12 protein-coding genes are annotated in these 18530 nt (G+C 63.8%); 11 read left to right on the top strand and 1 reads right to left on the bottom strand.

Translation table 11 applies throughout. The features are described from left to right. Window positions 1-117 precede the first annotated feature (117 nt). From gyrA to MJ205_RS04700, 10 genes are all read left to right on the top strand, one after another. Window positions 118-2979 carry a DNA gyrase subunit A gene (gyrA, locus tag MJ205_RS04745; protein WP_239811411.1) on the top strand — a complete coding sequence of 954 codons (2862 nt, stop codon included), beginning with the start codon at window positions 118-120 and terminating at the stop codon, window positions 2977-2979. A gap of 104 nt (window positions 2980-3083) precedes the next feature. Next, a complete protein-coding gene (gene serC, locus MJ205_RS04740; RefSeq protein WP_239811410.1) occupies window positions 3084-4187 on the top strand; it encodes a 3-phosphoserine/phosphohydroxythreonine transaminase in 1104 nt (367 codons plus the stop codon). A 99-nt stretch (window positions 4188-4286) separates the two neighbouring features. After that, window positions 4287-5387: a prephenate dehydratase gene (gene pheA, locus MJ205_RS04735; RefSeq protein WP_239811409.1), complete on the top strand. Its 1101-nt coding sequence runs from the start codon at window positions 4287-4289 to the stop codon at window positions 5385-5387. A gap of 22 nt (window positions 5388-5409) precedes the next feature. Continuing rightward, window positions 5410-6303: a prephenate dehydrogenase gene (locus MJ205_RS04730; RefSeq protein WP_239812664.1), complete on the top strand. Its 894-nt coding sequence runs from the start codon at window positions 5410-5412 to the stop codon at window positions 6301-6303. A gap of 147 nt (window positions 6304-6450) precedes the next feature. Beyond that, entirely contained in the window at window positions 6451-8538 is a 2088-nt protein-coding gene (locus MJ205_RS04725; RefSeq protein WP_239811408.1) for a bifunctional 3-phosphoshikimate 1-carboxyvinyltransferase/cytidylate kinase, read from the top strand. A gap of 201 nt (window positions 8539-8739) precedes the next feature. Next, a complete protein-coding gene (gene rpsA, locus MJ205_RS04720) occupies window positions 8740-10422 on the top strand; it encodes a 30S ribosomal protein S1 (protein ID WP_021027334.1) in 1683 nt (560 codons plus the stop codon). Between the two features lie 126 nt (window positions 10423-10548). Further along, on the top strand, window positions 10549-10875 hold the full coding sequence (locus MJ205_RS04715) for an integration host factor subunit beta (RefSeq protein ID WP_239811407.1): 327 nt from the start codon (window positions 10549-10551) through the stop codon (window positions 10873-10875). A 183-nt stretch (window positions 10876-11058) separates the two neighbouring features. After that, window positions 11059-12732 carry an alkaline phosphatase D family protein gene (locus tag MJ205_RS04710; RefSeq protein ID WP_239811406.1) on the top strand — a complete coding sequence of 558 codons (1674 nt, stop codon included), beginning with the start codon at window positions 11059-11061 and terminating at the stop codon, window positions 12730-12732. Between the two features lie 115 nt (window positions 12733-12847). Further along, window positions 12848-14773, top strand: a complete 1926-nt coding sequence (locus MJ205_RS04705) for a gamma-glutamyltransferase family protein (protein ID WP_239811405.1) — start codon at window positions 12848-12850, stop codon at window positions 14771-14773. A 208-nt stretch (window positions 14774-14981) separates the two neighbouring features. Beyond that, window positions 14982-16361, top strand: coding sequence for a YdgA family protein (locus MJ205_RS04700; RefSeq protein ID WP_239811404.1), 1380 nt, complete (start codon window positions 14982-14984; stop codon window positions 16359-16361). A 131-nt stretch (window positions 16362-16492) separates the two neighbouring features. On the opposite strand, the gene MJ205_RS04695 is transcribed toward MJ205_RS04700, so the two are convergent. Further along, entirely contained in the window at window positions 16493-17077 is a 585-nt protein-coding gene (locus tag MJ205_RS04695) for a DUF2242 domain-containing protein (protein WP_239811403.1), read from the bottom strand. A 347-nt stretch (window positions 17078-17424) separates the two neighbouring features. On the opposite strand from MJ205_RS04695, the gene MJ205_RS04690 reads away from it, so the two are divergent. Then, window positions 17425-18303, top strand: a complete 879-nt coding sequence (locus MJ205_RS04690; protein ID WP_446715057.1) for a peptidoglycan DD-metalloendopeptidase family protein — start codon at window positions 17425-17427, stop codon at window positions 18301-18303. Window positions 18304-18530 lie beyond the last annotated feature (227 nt).

The raw sequence follows: 18530 nt of genomic DNA, 5'->3' as shown, positions 1-18530 counted from the left end.
AGTTATCTGTAGCGCCAACGGTAAGACAAAAGCGCTTTGGGCCTAGAATGTTGCCGACATGCAACATCAGCTTGCGCCTAAAATGCCTCTTGTACTTCGTCACCCTATGCCAGCACTATGACCCAGTTTGCTAAAGAAACATTGCCGATCAGCCTGGAAGAGGAAATGCGCCGCAGCTACCTCGATTACGCGATGAGCGTGATCGTCGGCCGGGCTCTGCCAGATGCCCGAGACGGCATGAAACCGGTGCACCGCCGGGTTCTCTATGCGATGCATGAGCTGAACAACGATTGGAACCGCCCTTATAAGAAGAGTGCGCGTATTGTCGGTGACGTCATTGGTAAGTACCACCCGCACGGTGACAGCGCGGTGTACGACACCATCGTGCGCATGGCCCAGGATTTTTCGCTGCGCCATATGCTGGTCGACGGTCAGGGTAATTTCGGGTCGGTGGACGGTGACAGTGCTGCGGCCATGCGTTATACCGAAATCCGCCTGTCCAAGATCGCCCACGAGATGCTGGCCGATATCGACAAGGAAACCGTCGACTTTGGCCCGAACTATGACGGCTCGGAGAGCGAGCCGCTGGTGCTGCCCGCTCGCGTACCCAATCTGCTGATCAATGGATCGGCCGGTATTGCGGTGGGTATGGCCACCAATATTCCTCCGCACAACCTCAATGAAGTGGTGGATGCCTGCCTGCATCTGCTGCACCACAGCGATGCCACGGTCGATGACCTGATGGAAATCGTGCCCGCGCCCGACTTTCCAACGGCCGGCATCATCTACGGCATCAATGGCGTCAAGGAAGGCTACCGCACCGGCCGGGGCAAGGTGGTGATGCGCGCCAAGGTGCACTTTGAAGATATTGACAAGGGCCAGCGCCAGTCGATCATCGTTGACGAGCTGCCCTACCAGGTCAACAAGAAGACCTTGCAGGAGCGCATGGCCGAGCTGGTGCATGAGAAGAAGATCGAAGGCATCAGCCACATCCAGGACGAGTCGGACAAGTCCGGCATGCGCCTGGTGATCGAGCTCAAGCGCGGTGAAGTACCTGAGGTGGTGCTCAACAACCTGTACAAGCAGACCCAGCTGCAGGACACCTTCGGCATGAACATGGTGGCCCTGGTCAATGGCCAGCCCAAGCTGTGCAACCTGAAGGACCTGATCAAGGTCTTCCTGGAGCACCGCCGCGAAGTGGTGACGCGCCGTACCGTCTATGAACTGCGCAAGGCACGCGACCGTGGCCATGTGCTCGAAGGCCTGGCCGTTGCCCTGGCCAATATCGACGACTTTATCGCCATCATCCGCAACGCCCCCACCCCACCGGTGGCCAAGGCCGAGCTGATGGCCAAGAGCTGGGACAGCAAGCTGGTGCGCGAGATGCTCACCCGCACGCGCACCGATGGCGGCGTCGTCAATGCCGACGACTACCGCCCGGAAGGCCTGGAAGTCGAATTCGGCATGCAGCAGGACGGCCTCTACCGCCTGTCCGAGACGCAGGCGCAGGAAATTCTGCAGATGCGTCTGCAGCGCCTGACCGGCCTGGAGCAGGACAAGATCGTCGCCGAGTACAAGGACATCATGGCGGTCATCGAAGACCTGCTCGACATCCTGGCCAAGCCCGAACGTGTCTCGACCATCATCGGCGAAGAGCTGGTGGCCCTGAAGACCGAGTTCGGCCAGACCAAGCTGGGCGCACGCCGCAGCCAGGTGGAATACAGCGCGCAAGACCTGTCGACCGAAGACCTGATCACCCCGACCGACATGGTGGTGACCTTGTCGCACACCGGCTATATCAAGAGCCAGCCGCTAAGCGAGTACCGCTCGCAAAAGCGTGGCGGGCGCGGCAAGCAGGCCACGGCGACGAAGGAAGACGACTGGATCGACCAGCTCTTCATCGCCAACACGCATGACTACCTGCTGTGCTTCTCCAACCGCGGTCGCCTGTACTGGCTCAAGGTCTGGGAAGTGCCTGCCGGCTCGCGCGGCTCGCGTGGCCGCCCCATCGTCAACATGTTCCCGCTGCAGGACGACGAGAAGATCAACGTGGTGCTGCCGCTGACCGGCGAGTACCGCAGCTTCCCGGCCGATCACTATGTCTTCATGGCCACCCGCATGGGCACCGTGAAGAAGACCTCGCTCGACGAATTCAGCAACCCGCGCAAGGCCGGCATCATTGCCGTGGGCCTCGATGATGGCGACGTGCTGATCGGCGCGGCACTGACCGAAGGCCGGCATGACGTGATGCTGTTCAGCGACGGCGGCAAGGCCGTGCGCTTTGATGAAAACGATGTCCGCCCGATGGGCCGCAATGCCCGTGGGGTGCGCGGCATGAACATCGACGAGAACCAGAACCTGATCGCGATGCTGGTCGCAGAGCAGCACCCTGCAGAAGTCGAGGCTCGCAAGGCCAAGGATGCGCTGGACAATCTGCAGATCCGCGACAAGGAGCTGCAGGACGCCCAGGCCCCGGCCGCCGATATCGAAGCACTGCGCAAGCAGATCGACGAGGCACGCGCTGCGCTGGAAGCGGCTGACCTCGCCGCCATTGCGGCACTGGGCGAGATGCCGCGTGAGACGCTGCACAGCGTGCTGACTGCCACCGAAAACGGCTACGGCAAGCGCACCTCGATCGCCGAGTACACGCGCCACGGCCGAGGCACCAAGGGCATGATTGCGATCCAGCAGTCGGAGCGCAACGGCAAGGTCGTGGCTGCCACCCTGGTGAGCCCGGATGACCAGATCATGCTGATCACCGACACCGGCGTGCTGGTGCGCACCCGGGTGGCCGAGATCCGCGAGATGGGCCGCGCCACGCAGGGTGTCACCCTGATCGGGCTGGACGCTGGTGCCAAGCTGAGCGGCCTGCAGCGCATCGTGGAGAACGATGCACAGGCTGACGAAAACGCCGAAGCTGCCGATGGTGCAGAAGCGGCGGACGGCAACGACGCCCAGAACCCCGCAGACGGCTCCTGAGCCCCCACCGAAAAAGCCATGTTGCGACATGGCTTTTTCCTGCCCATTTTTGCTCCTTTTTTCATAGCTATCACTGCTCGCTGCGCGAGCCAACGAGGCCTTCCATGCAACGCCCCTATAACTTCTCGGCCGGTCCGGCCGCCATCCCTGAAGACGTGCTGCAGCAAGCAGCCAGCGAGATGCTGGACTGGCGCGGCAGTGGCATGAGCGTCATGGAGATGAGCCACCGGGGCAAGGAGTTCATCTCGATCTGCGAGAAGGCAGAGGCCGACTTCCGCCAGCTGTTGGCAGTGCCGCAGAACTTCCACATCCTGTTCATGCAGGGCGGTGGCCTGGCGGAAAACGCCATCGTGCCGCTGAATCTGTCGCAAGGCGGCGCGGTCGATTTTGTCGTCACCGGCAGCTGGAGCCAGAAGTCGACCAAGGAAGCGGCCAAGTTCTGCAACGCCGCCGTGGCTGCGACCGACGAAGCCCAGGGCTTTACCCATATCCCGGACCCCGCCAGCTGGAAGCTGCGCAGCGATGCGCGCTATGTGCACATCTGCAGCAACGAGACCATCAATGGCGTGGAGTTCCAGCAACTGCCCGATCTGGCCAGCCTGGGCTGCCAGGCTCCGCTGGTGATCGACTTCTCGTCGCATGTGGCGTCGCGCACGGTGGACTGGAGCCGCGTGGGCCTGGCCTTTGGTGGCGCGCAGAAGAACCTGGGCCCGGCAGGCCTGACCCTGGTCGTCGTGCGCGATGACCTGCTCGGCCACGCGATGGCCATGTGCCCCAGCGCGTTCAACTACCGTCTGGTGGCAGACAACCAATCGATGTACAACACGCCGCCAACCTGGGGCATCTACATCGCCGGTCTGACCTTTGAATGGATCTTGCGCCAGCAGGAAGGCGGCGCCAGCGGCGTTGCCGCGCTGGAGGCCCGCAACACCGCCAAGGCCGAGCTGCTCTACCAGGCCATCGATGGCTCGCAGCTCTACGAGAACCGCGTCGCACGTGTTTGCCGCTCGCGCATGAATGTGCCCTTCTTCCTCAAGGACGAATCGCGCAACCAGGCTTTCCTGGATGGCGCCAAGGCGCGTGGTCTGCTGCAGCTCAAGGGCCACAAGTCCGTGGGCGGCATGCGCGCCAGCATCTACAACGCCATGCCACTGGCCGGCGTGCAGGCGCTGGTGGACTACATGCAGAGTTTTGAAAAACAAGGCTGATCCCCAGCGTCCCCGGTTTGTACCGGGAAACACTCTTACGTTATCCTTACTGGTTGGCAGCCTTCTGAGGCGCTGCCCGCACTGCACACCCAGGCCACCATGAGCACTTCACCCCAAGCGTCCCCTGAACTCGCCGCGCTGCGCGTCCAGATCGACAACCTCGACACGCAACTGCTGACCCTGCTGAACCAACGCGCACTGGTCGCCGAACGGGTGGGCGAGCTGAAAAAACGCGAAGGCACGCCCTTCTTCCGCCCGGACCGGGTCGCCCAGGTCATCCAGAAGATCGAGAACGCCAACCCCGGCCCACTGAAGGCGGCCCATGTCTCGGCCATCTGGCGCGAGATCATGTCCGCCTGCCTGGCGCTGGAGTCCCCCCAGCGTGTGGCCATCCTGGGCCCGGCAGGCACCTTCTGTGAAGAGGCAGCGATCCAGTACTTCGGCGGTGCCGCCGATATCAAGTACTGCAACAGTTTTGAAGAGGTCTTCCACTCCACTGCCGCCGGCAGTGCGCAGTTTGGCGTCGTCGGTGTGGAGAACTCGAACGAAGGCGTGGTCACCCGTTCGCTGGACATGTTCCTGCATACACCCTGCCACGTCGTGGGCGAGGTGAGCCTGCTGATCCGCCACAACCTGATGCGCACGAGCAACTCGCTCGATGGCATCGAGGTTGTGGCCGCGCACCCCCAGGCGCTGGCCCAGTGCCAGGGCTGGCTGTCCAAGCACCTGCCCCATGCCGAGCGCCGCCCGGTCGAGAGCAATGCCGAAGGCGCGCGCCTGGCGGCGCTGCACCCCCACATTGCCGGCATCGCCAGCGAGCGTGCCGCCCAGCAATACGGCCTGCACATCATCAGCCACGCGATCCAGGATGACGCCTACAACCGCACGCGTTTTGCGATCATCTGCCTGCCCCACACCTTGGCCACGCCTGAGGCCAGTGGCAAGGACTGCACCAGCCTGGTCGTCTCGGTGCCCAACCGCCCAGGCGCCGTGCATGAGCTGCTGATGCCGCTGAGCAAGCACGGCGTGTCGATGACGCGCTTCGAATCCCGCCCGGCCCGCACCGGCCAGTGGGAATACTATTTCTATATTGATCTGGACGGCCACCCGTCGCAGCCCCATGTGGCCAAGGCCCTGGAAGAGCTGCGCGCGCTGTGCGCGTTCTACAAGGTGCTCGGCGCCTACCCTGTCGGGAGTTGAACCGGTGAAAAAGTTTGAACATATGGCGCTGATCGGCTGCGGGCTGATGGGCGGCTCATTTGCCCTCGCAGCCAAGCGGGCCGGGCTGGTCAAACGCATTGTCGGCTACAGCAAGTCGCCATCCACCACCAGCCGTGCGCGCCAGATGGGCGTCATCGATGAAGAAGCCAGCTCGGCGCTGCAGGCCGTCTCGGGCGCCGATCTGGTGCTGCTGGCCATCCCGGTCGCATCGACCGAATCCACGCTGGCCAATATCAAGCACCTGATCAACCCCGACACGCTGGTGATGGATGTCGGCTCCACCAAGATGGATGTCGTGGCAGCCGCGCGCCGTGCGCTGCGCGACCGCTTTGGTTGCTTTGTGCCGGCCCACCCCATTACCGGCAAGGAAGTGTTTGGCGTCGACCATGCCGATGTCAACCTCTACCGCGATGCCCAGGTGGTGCTCACCCCGACCGAGTTGACCAAGGTGGCCCAGCTGCGCCAGGCCGAAGCCATCTGGAAAGCGATTGGCAGCCATGTCACCAGCATGGCGCCCGAGCAGCATGATGCAGCGCTGGCCGCCAGCAGCCACGCGCCGCATCTGGTGGCCATGGCCTACATCAACTCGCTGCTGTCGCAAGACGGTGCGCACCGCATGCTGTCGCTGGCCGGACCGGGTTTTCGCGATTTCACCCGCATTGCTGCGGCCGAGCCGCAGATGTGGCGAGACATCTTCCTGGCCAATCGCAGCGAGATCCTCAAGCAGATCCAGTCGCTGCAGCATATGCTGGGCAGCTACGAAGCGGCATTGCTGACCGACGATCAGCCCGCACTCGAGCAGCTGCTGCGCGAGGCCAGCAGCACGCGCGCCCAGTGGAAGCAAGGCAAGCTCTACACCCCCGAGTCGCTCTCCAAGCACAAAACCACCGTCTGATCCGCCTACCAAAGGTGCCGGCGCAGCCGGTGGACCGATAATAGCCAGTGGCGCTGCCTGAGGACACGGGTAGCGCCACCTTCTTTTTGTGACACCGCGCCGCCTGCACTGCAGGCCAGGCGCCACCATCCCACCGCAGAGCCCGCCATGTTCTCCACTGCATTTCTCGATATCCCCGCCTTGCAAAGCGCCCATGGTGAAGTGCAGCTGCCCGGCTCCAAGAGCATCTCCAACCGGGTGCTGCTATTGGCCGCATTGAGCGCGGGCACGACCACCATCCATGACCTGCTGGACTCCGACGACACCCAGGTGATGCTGCGCGCGCTGGAGCAACTGGGCTGCGCCGTGGTGCGCAGCACCGATCCGGCCCACCTCAACAGCTACCACATCACCGGCATTGCTGGCCAGCTGGCGCCCGCGCTGGCGGCCCGCAGCACCGCGCTGTTCCTGGGCAATGCCGGCACGGCCATGCGGCCGCTGACCGCTGCGCTGGCCCTGCTGGGCGGCCACTTCGAGATGAGCGGCGTGCCCCGCATGCACGAGCGCCCCATCGGCGACCTGGTCGATGCGCTGCGCCAGCTGGGCTGCCAGATCGACTACCTGGGTAACGACGGCTTTCCGCCGCTGCGCATTCAGCCGGTAACAGCCGCGCAGCTGCAGCTGAACACGCCCATCACCGTGCGCGGCGATGTCTCCAGCCAGTTCCTCACCGCGCTGCTGATGGCACTGCCCTTGGTGGCCACGCGCCAGGACATCGTCATTGAAGTGGCCGGCGAGCTGATCTCCAAGCCCTATATCCATATCACCCTGGAGCTGCTCAAGCGCTTTGGCATCCAGATCAAGAACGAGCAGTGGCAGCGCTTTACCGTGCTGGCCGGCAGCCGTTACCAGTCCCCGCACGAGATCCATGTCGAGGCCGATGCCTCGTCGGCCAGCTACTTCATCGCGCTGGGCGCCATTGCTGCCAGCAAGGGCAGCAAGCCCAATGCGCAGGGCGGCACCTCCACGGTGGACCGGGTCGTCAAGGTCATGGGCGTGGGCGCGCAATCCATCCAGGGCGATATCCGCTTTGTCGATGCCGCGCGCGCGATGGGCGCTGCCATCACCAGCGGCCCCAACTGGCTGGAGATCCGCCGGGGTGCCTGGCCGCTGCAGGCCATCGACATGGATTGCAACCACATCCCCGATGCGGCGATGACCTTGGCGGCAATGGCGCTGTATGCCAACGGCACCACCACCTTGCGCAATATTGCCAGCTGGCGCGTCAAGGAAACCGACCGTCTGGCGGCGATGGCCATCGAGCTGCGCAAGCTCGGCGCCGTGGTCGAAGAAGGCGCGGATTATCTGCGCATCACGCCGCCGGCCAACCGCGAGGCCTGGAAGCCCGCCAGCATCCACACCTATGACGACCACCGCGTGGCCATGTGCTTCTCGCTGGCCGCCTTCAACCCGGCCGGCCTGCCGGTGCGCATTGAAGACCCCAAGTGCGTGGCCAAAACCTTCCCCGGTTACTTCGAGGCCATGTTCTCGGCCGTGCGCGCCGTGCCCGGCTCGGTCCCGGTGATCTGCATCGACGGGCCCAGCGCCTCGGGCAAGGGCACGGTGGCCTCGGCCGTGGCACAGCAGCTGGGCTACCACCTGCTCGACTCGGGCGCGCTCTACCGCATCACCGGGCTGGCGGCCCTGCGCGCCGGCATTCCGATCGATGCCGAGCATGCCAGCCAGATTGCCGCGTTGATTTCGCAGATGGATATCCAGTTCGGCGCCGACCAGCGCGTGCGCCTCGATGGCGAGGACATCAGCCTGGCCATCCGCAGTGAAGAAGCGGGCACCAACGCCTCCCTGGTCTCCGCGCTGCCCGCCGTGCGCCAGGCGCTGGTGCAGGCCCAGCACGATTTTCGCCAGCTGCCGGGCCTGGTGGCCGATGGGCGCGACATGGGCACCGTGATTTTCCCGCTGGCCCCTTTGAAGGTCTACCTGACGGCCAGTGCAGCCAAGCGCGCCGAGCGCCGCCATAAACAGTTGATTGAAAAAGGAATACCGGCTACAATAGCCGACCTTCGTGCTGACTTGGAGGCCCGCGATGCGCGCGACATGAACCGCGCCACCGCCCCCTTGCATGCTGCGCAGGATGCATTCTTGCTGGACAACTCCGAGATGAGCGTGGACAACGCGGTCGCTCAGGTGCTGTCCTGGTGGGAAAAGCGACAGCCGTTTGGCAAAGAACAGGCCTGAAGCGCCCCGTGCGCCTCGCACCTGCCTTTGGCGCCGGTGTTACCCGCCCCTGCAGCCTTCTACTGGTGGATCTAGCCGCCATGGGTTGCCGGGTTGTTTAACTTTGAACCCCGTGGCGTCACAACCACACAACCTGCACGGCCAGCCTTAAAAACGTCAGCAATGGTGCTGCCGGAAACCTGCCCGTGTCTAAGGAAATACATGTCTGAATCTTTTGCCGCCCTTTTTGAAGAGTCGTTGACACGCACCGAAATGCGTCCTGGCGAAGTGATCACTGCTGAAGTCGTGCGCGTTGAGCACAACTTCGTGGTGGTGAACGCCGGCTTGAAGTCCGAAGCCTATGTGCCAATCGACGAATTCAAGAACGACCAGGGCGAAATCGAAGTCCAAGTGGGCGACTTCGTGTCCGTGGCCATCGGTTCCATCGAAAACGGCTACGGCGACACCATCCTGTCGCGCGACACCGCCAAGCGTCTGGCTTCCTGGCTGGCCCTGGAAAAGGCGCTGGAATCGGGCGAATTCGTGACCGGCACCACCTCCGGCAAGGTCAAGGGCGGTCTGACCGTTCTGGTCAACGGCATCCGCGCCTTCCTGCCAGGCTCGCTGATCGACACCCGTCCGATCAAGGACCTGACCCCTTACGAAAACAAGACCCTGGAATTCAAGGTCATCAAGCTCGACCGCAAGCGCAACAACGTGGTGCTGAGCCGCCGCGCTGTGGTGGAAGCCTCGATGGGCGAAGAGCGCGCCAAGCTGATGGAAACCTTGAAGGAAGGCTCCATCGTTCAAGGCGTGGTCAAGAACATCACCGAATACGGTGCGTTCGTGGACCTGGGCGGTATCGACGGCCTGCTGCACATCACCGACATGGCATGGCGCCGCGTGCGTCACCCATCCGAAGTGGTGACCGCTGGCCAGGAAATCACCGCCAAGATCCTGAAGTTCGACACCGAAAAGAACCGTGTCTCGCTGGGTCTGAAGCAAATGGGCGACGATCCATGGATGGGCGTGTCGCGCCGTTATCCATCGAGCACCCGTCTGTTCGGCAAGGTCACCAACATTGCCGACTACGGCGCGTTCGTGGAACTGGAACCAGGCATCGAAGGTCTGGTGCACGTGTCCGAAATGGACTGGACCAACAAGAACGTTGCTCCTTCCAAGCTCGTGACCCTGGGCGACGAAGTCGAAGTCATGGTTCTGGAAATCGACGAAGACAAGCGTCGTATCTCCCTGGGCATGAAGCAGTGCAAGGCCAACCCATGGCAGGAATTCGCGCAGAACACCAAGCGCGGTGACCGCGTCAAGGGCCCGATCAAGTCGATCACCGACTTCGGCGTGTTCGTGGGCCTGGCCTCCGGCATCGACGGTCTGGTGCACCTGTCTGACCTGTCGTGGAACGAAACCGGCGAAGCCGCGGTTCGTAACTACAAGAAGGGCCAGGAAGTGGAAGCCATCGTGCTGGCCGTGGACGTGGACCGTGAGCGTATCTCGTTGGGCATCAAGCAGCTCGACAGCGATGCATTCACCACGTTCGCTACCGTGAACGACAAGGGCCAGATCGTGACCGGCAAGGTCAAGTCTGTGGATGCCAAGGGCGCTGAAATCGACCTGGGCGACGACATCGTCGGCTACCTGCGTGCTTCCGAAATCTCGGTGGACCGCGTGGAAGACGCACGTTCCGTGCTCAAGGAAGGCGATGAAGTGACCGCCGTGGTGACCAATGTGGATCGCAAGAGCCGCAGCATCTCCCTGTCCATCAAGCAGAAGGACCACGCTGAACAGCAAGAAACCATGGCTTCGCTGTCGCAGCAATCGTCCAAGGAAAATGCTGGTACCACCAGCCTGGGCGCACTGCTGCGCGCCAAGCTGGACGCCGACAAGTAATTGACGGCTCCGCTACCGGCTCATGCCTTGCCAGCCTTGGTATAGTCGGTAGCTTGCAGACAAGGTGGGCGCCCAGTGCGCCCACCAACGCTTTGACTATTTGATTCACGAAGATTCCACATTCGTATGACCCGATCCGATCTGATTGAAGAGCTTGCCGCTCGCTTCCACCAGCTGACACAGCGGGATGCGGAGCAGGCCGTCAAAACGATTCTGGAGGCCATCGAAGACTCGCTGGTACGCGGACAACGCATCGAGATCCGTGGCTTTGGCAGCTTCACCATCACCCACCGCCAACCCCGCCTGGGCCGCAACCCACGCAGCGGCGAAGCCGTGCAGGTGCCCGCCAAGCGCGTTACCCATTTCAAGCCCGGCAAGGCCTTGCGCGAATCGGTGGACGACCCCAGCAACATCCTGACCTCGACCGCCAGCCTCAAGAACAACGACGAATAAGCGCTGGCTGAACCACCCGGATGGCCCATCTGCCCCAGGCAGTTAAAAGCCAAACCAACGAACGCTCCTTAAGGAGCGTTTTTATGCCCGCCATTCCCCACGCTGCACTGATGTCACCGAGGTACCTGTGCAGCATGCTGCGGATCGGTGCCAGCGCTATGCTGCGCTACCAACCGTCACCTTATGCTGCAGCAACCACCACCCGGCCACCCGACCCAAGATGGGCACCCAGACCTGGCCCCGCACCCCAACCGGCGCCAATGGCTGCAAGGCCTGGGCGCCTTGGGCCTGGCCGCCCAGTTGCCGGCCATCGCGCAGGCGGGTAGCGATGCCCCGCTGCCCATGGCGCCTTGGCCGGTCTCGGAGCAGCTGTTTGGCCTGGGCGTGGCCAGTGGCGAGCCCGATGCCAGCAGCGTGGTGCTGTGGACGCGGCTGCTGCCCAGTGCCAGCACACCCCTGCTGCGCCCGATGGAGGTGCACTGGGAATTGGCCCATGATGCGCAGTTCCGCCAGATCCTGCGCCGGGGCGAGGCCATGGCCAGCCCGGACGGCGGCCACAGCGTGCATGTGCTGGCCCAGGGCCTGGAGGCCGGCCGCTGGTACTACTACCGCTTTCACTGCCAGGGCCAGACCAGTGCTACCGGCCGCACCCGCACTGCGCCTGCCGCCGGTGCTGCGGTGGCGCAGCTGCGCCTGGTCTATGCCTCCTGCCAGCGCTGGGAACATGGCTACTACGCCGCCTGGCGCCATGCCCGCGAGGACGATCCCGATCTGGTGGTCTTTCTCGGCGATTACATTTACGAATATGCCTCGCCCGCATCTGCGGCCAAGCAAAAAAGCAGCCACCTCGCGCGGCTGCAGCCGCTTGTCCATGCCGCAACACTACAGGATTACCGCGACCGCTATGCGCTGCACAAGAGCGATCCGGATCTGCAGGCCATGCATGCCCACTGCCCCTGGCTCGTGACCTGGGACGACCACGAGGTCGAAGACAACTATGTGGGCGACTATGGCGTGGGCAAGACCCAGGCCTTTGCCGCCAAGCGCATGGCCGCGTACCAGGCGTTTTACGAGAACATGCCGCTGCGCGCCTCGGTGGCCTGCAAACAGGCGGGGCTGGCTCTGCCCCCTGCCCACACGCCGCTGTACCGCCAGCAAAGCTGGGGCGCGTTGGCCGATATGTGGGTGCTCGATGCACGCCAGTACCGCGATGCCCAGGCCTGCCGCGCAGCGACAGAAAAAAGTCCGGCCTCGGTCAAGGCCGCAGACTGCGCCGATCTGGCCCGCAACAGCCGCAGCTTTCTGGGCTGGGAGCAAGAGCGCTGGCTGGCGGCGCAGCTAGCGGGCAACCGGGCGGACAAGCCCCAGAGCCGGCGCTGGAGCGTTATCTGCCAACAAACCCTGTTTGCCGCGCGTAACTTTGCCAGCGGCCGCAGCAGCGCCGATACCTGGGATGGCTACCCCGCCGCGCGCCAACGGCTGCTGCGTGCGGTGGCTGAGGCGCAGCTGCGCAACACCGTGCTGCTGGGGGGCGACATCCACCAGAACTATGTCTGCCGCATCCAGGACCTGGAGAGCGCCACCCCCGAGCGCGTGCTGGCCAGCGAATTCTGTGGCACCTCGATCAGCTCGCACTCCGGCACCACCCAGGCCCGGGTCGACGCCATCGTGGCCCGCAACCCCCATGTCTTGCTGGCCCGCTGCGATGAACGCGGCTATGGGCTCTGCGATATCACCCCCAAACTCTGGACCACCCAGCTGCGCGTCATTGACCAGCCGCAGTACGCGAACAGCGGCGCACACACCTTGGCCCGCTTTGTGGTGGAGGATCAGGTGGCTGGGCCGCAATGGGCCTGATCCTGTAGTCCTGCGCGGCCAACATTCTGCAACGTCCCAGCCGCTCTGTCCGCTACGCCTGCGGCGGCAAAGCGGTTAGCATGCCAGACATTGCCGCCACAACAAGGAGATCGCCATGCCACGACTGTCCCCGGGGTCACGCACCCGCCGCCCGCATCTACTGCCATCCCGCACGACGGCCAGCCGCTGGTCGCTGTCTCTGGCAGCAGTGGCAACGGCAGCGCTGCTGGCCGCCTGCAGCAGCCAGCCCCAGCTGCAATACCAGCCCCCGTCCGCATCTGACCAGCCCGAAGGCAGCTCCGGCTGGACCGACAAACCCGGCTGGGCCACCGAGCAGTACGCGGTAGCTGCTGCCAACCCCTTGGCCACCGATGCCGGCTACCAGGTGCTGCAGGCCGGGGGCTCGGCGATCGATGCAGCCATTGCGGTGCAACTGGTGCTGGGCCTGGTCGAGCCCCAGTCGAGCGGCATCGGTGGTGGTGCCTTCTTGCTGCATGCACAAGGCAGCCAGGTCGAGGCCTATGACGGCCGCGAGGTCGCGCCGATGGCGGCCGATGAGAACCTGTTCATGCGTGACGGCAAGCCCATGGCCTTCCACGACGCCGTCGTGGGCGGCCGCTCGGTCGGCGTGCCCGGCGCCATCCGCATGCTGGAGATGGCGCACAAGGAGCATGGCAAGCTGCCCTGGGCGAGCCTGTTCGAGCCCGCCATCCGCCTTGCTACCGATGGCTTCAAGGTCAGCGCACGGCTCAACGCGCTGACTGCGCAGGAAAAGTTTCTGGGCCAGGACCCGGTGGCCAGCGGCTATTTTCTGGATGCCCATGGCAAGCCCTGGCCCGTAGGCCATCTGCTGAAGAACCCCGAGTACGCCGCGGTGCTGCGCGATATCGCCCAGCACGGCTCCAAGGCCTTGCTGGAAGGCCCGGTGGCCGAAGCCATCGTGCGCAAGGTGCAAGGCCATGCCACCAATCCCGGCAAGCTCAGCCTGGCCGATCTGGCCGCCTACCAGCCCGTCAAGCGCCAGGCGCTGTGCAGCGATTACTCGCCCAGTGCCGCTGGCGCCCCGGCCAGCCAGCCCGCATCCACCCGCAGCTACCGGCTTTGCGGCTTTCCGCCCCCCAGCTCGGGCGGCATCGCGGTGGCGCAGATCCTGGGCATCATGGCCAACACGCCGGCCGGGCAAATGGGTCTGGACGCCGACGGCCTGCCCAGTGCCGACTGGCTGCATCTCTATGCCGAGGCCTCACGCCTGGCCTTTGCCGATCGCAACCAGTACGTTGCCGACCCGGCCTTCGTCGGCGCACCCGCCGGTGACTGGTCCAGCATGCTGCGCCCCGATTACCTGGCCCAGCGCGCCCGGCTGATTGGCGCGCGCAGCATGCAGCAAGCCCAGCCCGGGCGGCCAGGCAGCGTTCAGCTGGCCTATGCCAGCCAGCCCTACCAGCAGGAATACGGCACCAGCCACATCAGCATCGTGGACCGCTACGGCAACGCCATCGCGATGACCACGACCATCGAAGACCAGTTCGGCTCGCGCCAGATGGTCAACACCGGGCGGGGTCTGGCCGGCGGCTTCCTGCTCAACAACGAACTGACCGATTTCAGCCTGGCACCGCGAGATGCGCAAGGACAGCCCATCGCCAACCGGGTCGAGCCCGGCAAGCGCCCGCGCTCGTCGATGGCACCCACCCTGGTGTTCGACAAGGCAACCGACCGTCTGGTGATCAGCGCGGGCAGCCCAGGCGGCGCCTGGATCATCCACTACACCACCAAGACCTTGTACGGCATGCTCAACTGGGGCTTGATGCCGCAGCAAGCCATCAACCTGCCCAACTTTGGCAGCCTCAACGGCCCCACGGTGCTGGAGGAAAAGCGCTTCCCCGCTGCCACCGTGCAGGCCCTGCAGAACCGTGGTGCCGAAGTCAAGGAGCAGAACCTGACCAGCGGCCTGCAGGCCATCTCGCGCGGCGAGGCGCATGGCAAATCCTGGTGGTTTGGTGGTGCTGACCCACGCCGTGAGGGCATTGTGATGGGCCAGTAAGCGGGCCGCATGGGGTGGACAACGGGCCGCTTGCGGCCCGTTGGGGTGTCTGGCCATCGAGGATCGCAACACCTGGTCACATTGGCTGCGGGCTGTGCATTGCCGGGGTTGCGAGCCGCCCTCTACAATGCGGGCTCCACGCAAGACGCAGCATCCAAGCACTACACAAGCTGCGCCAACACAGTTTCAAACCGCAGAGGGGAAATACATGAAAAAACTAGGCATCGGCATTGCCGCAGCCGTGGCCGTGCTGGCCGCGGGCGGAGCCACCACCGGCTACCTGGTGGGCAACCGTATCGAAGAAGGCTTTGCCACCGCCGCCAAGGAGTGGAGCAAGCCGCCGCTGCTGGTGCAGGTGCAGGATTACCAGAAGGGCATCTTCTCATCGACCGCCCATACCTTGTGGACGGTGGATACCGGCGAAGAAAAGCTGCAGTTCACCGCCCAGCATGACATCAGCCACGGCCCGCTCCCGATTGCGCACCTGGCCGAAATCGTCTCCACCTTTGCGATCAATCCCGATGCCCCGCCTGAGTGGGTGGTGGCCTTCAAGGACAAGGCACCGCTGGTCTGGAAGAGCAAGGTGGGCTGGTCCAAGAGCACCCAGAACGAGGTGACCTCGCCCGCCTTCAATGGCGAATTCGGTGGTGACAAACTCGCATTTGGCGGCTTCAAGTCCGATTTCGAGATGTCCTCCGATTTCAGCCGCATCAAGGGCGATGCATCGATGCCCAGCCTGCTGGTGCAGCCCAAGCCCGGTGAAGAAGATGACGGCCAGACCGCCGATATGCTGATGAGCGGCAACACCATGCGCTTTGACATGCACCAGCCCAAGGGCCAGGAGTTCATGGTGGGCAGCATCGAATGGGCGCTGGCCAGCCTCAAGCTCACCCCCAAGAGCGGCGAAGGCCCGGCCGAGCTTGCCGACCTGAAGCTGGCCGCAGACACCCAGCTGCAAGGCGAGGTGGTCAACACCACCATCAACACATCGATCAAGTCCTTTGTGCAGAAGGACCACAAGATCGACGACATGGTGATGGACCTGGGCCTGCACAACCTCGATGCCGGCTGGCTGAACCAGTTCACCAAGGAGTCGCAGAAGACCCAGGGCGATCCGCAGGCCATGCAGATGCTGCTGATGCAGGGCATGCAGCAGCTGCTGGCCCGCAAGCCCGAGCTGGAGGTCAAGCGCATCAGCTGGCGCACCGCCGAAGGAACGGCCGAGGTGGCCGCATCGCTGTCCTACCAGGGCGATGCCGCCAAGCCGCTCAACCCGATGACCGATTTCAAGGCGCTGCTGCGCCTGGACATGCCCAAGCCCGTGCTGCAGTCGCTCTACGCCAGCAAGGTGCGCGAGACCTATGTGCTGGAGAACGAAGGCTCGGACGACATCGATGACAAGCAGATCGATAGCGCCGTGCAGCAGGATGTGGACGCGCGCCTGGCCGGCCTGGTGGACGCGGGCTTGTTGGTGGACAACAAGGACCGCATGGCCAGCGAGCTGCAATGGGCCGATGGCAAGCTGCAAGCCAATGGCAAGCCGCTGGACCAGAACGGCATGATGGGCCTGCTGTCCGCGATGCCCTGAGCGGCGGCAAACGGCGAAAATCAGCGAGGCCAGCAATGGCCACTGCAAAAAGACAAGCCCGCCATCTTCCACGATGGCGGGCTTGTCTTTTTGCTGCTTTGGCGACGCGGCACACCGGCCGCTGCGCCGGATTACTCGACGAACTCTTCGTCGCCGGTCAGGCTTTGCTGGCGCAATTCATCGTCTTGGCGCAGGTAGGATTTGATCAGGTCAAAAAAACTGTCGTAGAAGGTGGCTGAGCTCACGGTCTCGCTGGCCACCTTCACCATCGAATCGTTGCCGGCGGAAAAAGGCAGCGACAGCGAACCCAGGGCGCCGACTCCCACGCTGGCAGAGTTGCTGCTCTTCTTGAGGTTGTAGGTGTCCTTGAGCGCCGACACAAAGCCCAGGGTCACCTTGCCGTCCTTGCTGTCGGCTGCGCAGACCACGCGAATGGTGATGATCTGGTGGTTGTCCGTGGCGGGCTGGAAGCTCTTCTGCCCCTCCACCTCTTTGCCCTTGGCCACGTTGATCAGGTAGCCCTGGCTCAGCAGCGCACGGCGGGCGGCCTCGCAGGCCCGCTCGGGCGGCGCATCAAAAAGGCGCGAATAGGTGGACGACGATCCGAAGGTTTCGTGGGCTACGACGTTGTAGCGATGGCTGTCGGTGTCGCGGTCGAGGCTGCCACAACCCGAGACCGCGAGCGCCAGTGCCGCCACCAACGACCAGCCCGCCAAAGGGCGTTGAAGTTTGCAGCGGGTGGATGCAGCAAGTAAAAGTAGGTCTGAATGCTTGCCCAACATGAACGAAACGAACTCCCGAAACAACATGATGACCTGGATGACACAGACAGGCCCAAGCGCACCACTGTAATGGATAGAGCCGGTGCAGCCTGTCAGCCAACGTCTGTATAGCACGCCCGGTGCGAAGGGCAAAGCGGCATGCTACCAGCCGTGTCCCAGGGCGCTTATAGCGGCGCTCTGGTTTACCAAATTTTGCATATTATGCGCGGCATTTGCCCAGGATGGAAAAGCACAACGCGCTATGCTTTTAAAAGCACATGCCACCACCTAGAACAACACCGATGCCCATGCCAGAACCTGCCCGCCCTACCGAGTCACCGCGCCTGCAGCGCCGCCTTTTGCTGCAGGCCGGCAGTGGCCTGGCGCTGTTGCCCTGGCTGCCCAGCGCACAGGCTGCGGCAACCGATGGCTGGCCTGCCGACTCCCGCGTTCCCGGGGGTGTGACGCGCCTGTCGCTGGGCCCTGCGGCTGAGCGGCCGCAGGCCTATGCAGGCGATATTCCGCTGCTGGTGCTGGGCGATGCCATCGAGTGGACGGCGCTCGTCGGCATACCGCTGTCGGCCCCCACGGGCCCAGCAGAGATCAAGCTGCAAACGGCCAGCGGGCCACGCAGCATCGCCTACACCGTGCGCGACAAGAAATACAGCGAGCAGCGCCTGAAGGTTGCCCCCAAGACGGTCGACCTGTCTGCCGCCGACAATGCCCGCTATGAGCGCGAACGTGACCACCAACAAACGGTGATGGCCACGTTCAGCACGCCGCTGCCCGCGCAGATGCAACTGCCGGTGCCGGTGCCCGGCCGGCGCTCGAGCTCCTTCGGGCTGCGCCGGGTGTTCAATGGCCAGTCACGCAATCCGCACAGCGGCATGGACATCGCAGCGGCCACCGGCACGCCGGTCAAGGCGCCCATCGATGGCAAGATCATCGATGTGGGCGACTACTTCTTCAACGGCCACACCATCTGGATGGACCACGGGGGCGGCTTTCTGACCATGTACTGCCACCTGAGCGCCACCCAGGTGACCGTGGGCCAGAGCGTACGAGCCGGCGAAGTCATTGGCAAGGTCGGCGCGACCGGCCGGGTGACCGGCCCGCACCTGCACTGGGGTGTGATGCTCAACCGCAGCATGGTCGACCCTGCGCTCTTCCTGACGGCCTGACAGCCCGCCTGTGGTTATCCCAGATATCTGTGGGTCAGCATGTGGACAAGGCTCTGGACAAGATGGCAACCCATTGACTGGCTTGGATATTTTTCATGCGCCTAAGTTTTAGGCAGACACGGCTGCGACAGCCCGCATGGACTGGCTGCCAAGCGACAAGCTTGGCCTACATCCGCGCCTGCAGGCAGCCTCTACGATAGCAAGCTGAGATCGTAAACACGTTCAAG

It is taken from the genome of Comamonas sp. B21-038 (assembly GCF_022387135.1).
GTDB classification, from domain to species: Bacteria; Pseudomonadota; Gammaproteobacteria; order Burkholderiales; family Burkholderiaceae_C; genus Comamonas; species Comamonas sediminis.
The sequence above is the reverse complement of the archived record's forward strand: the minus strand, read 5'-3'. Positions and strand labels throughout refer to the sequence as shown.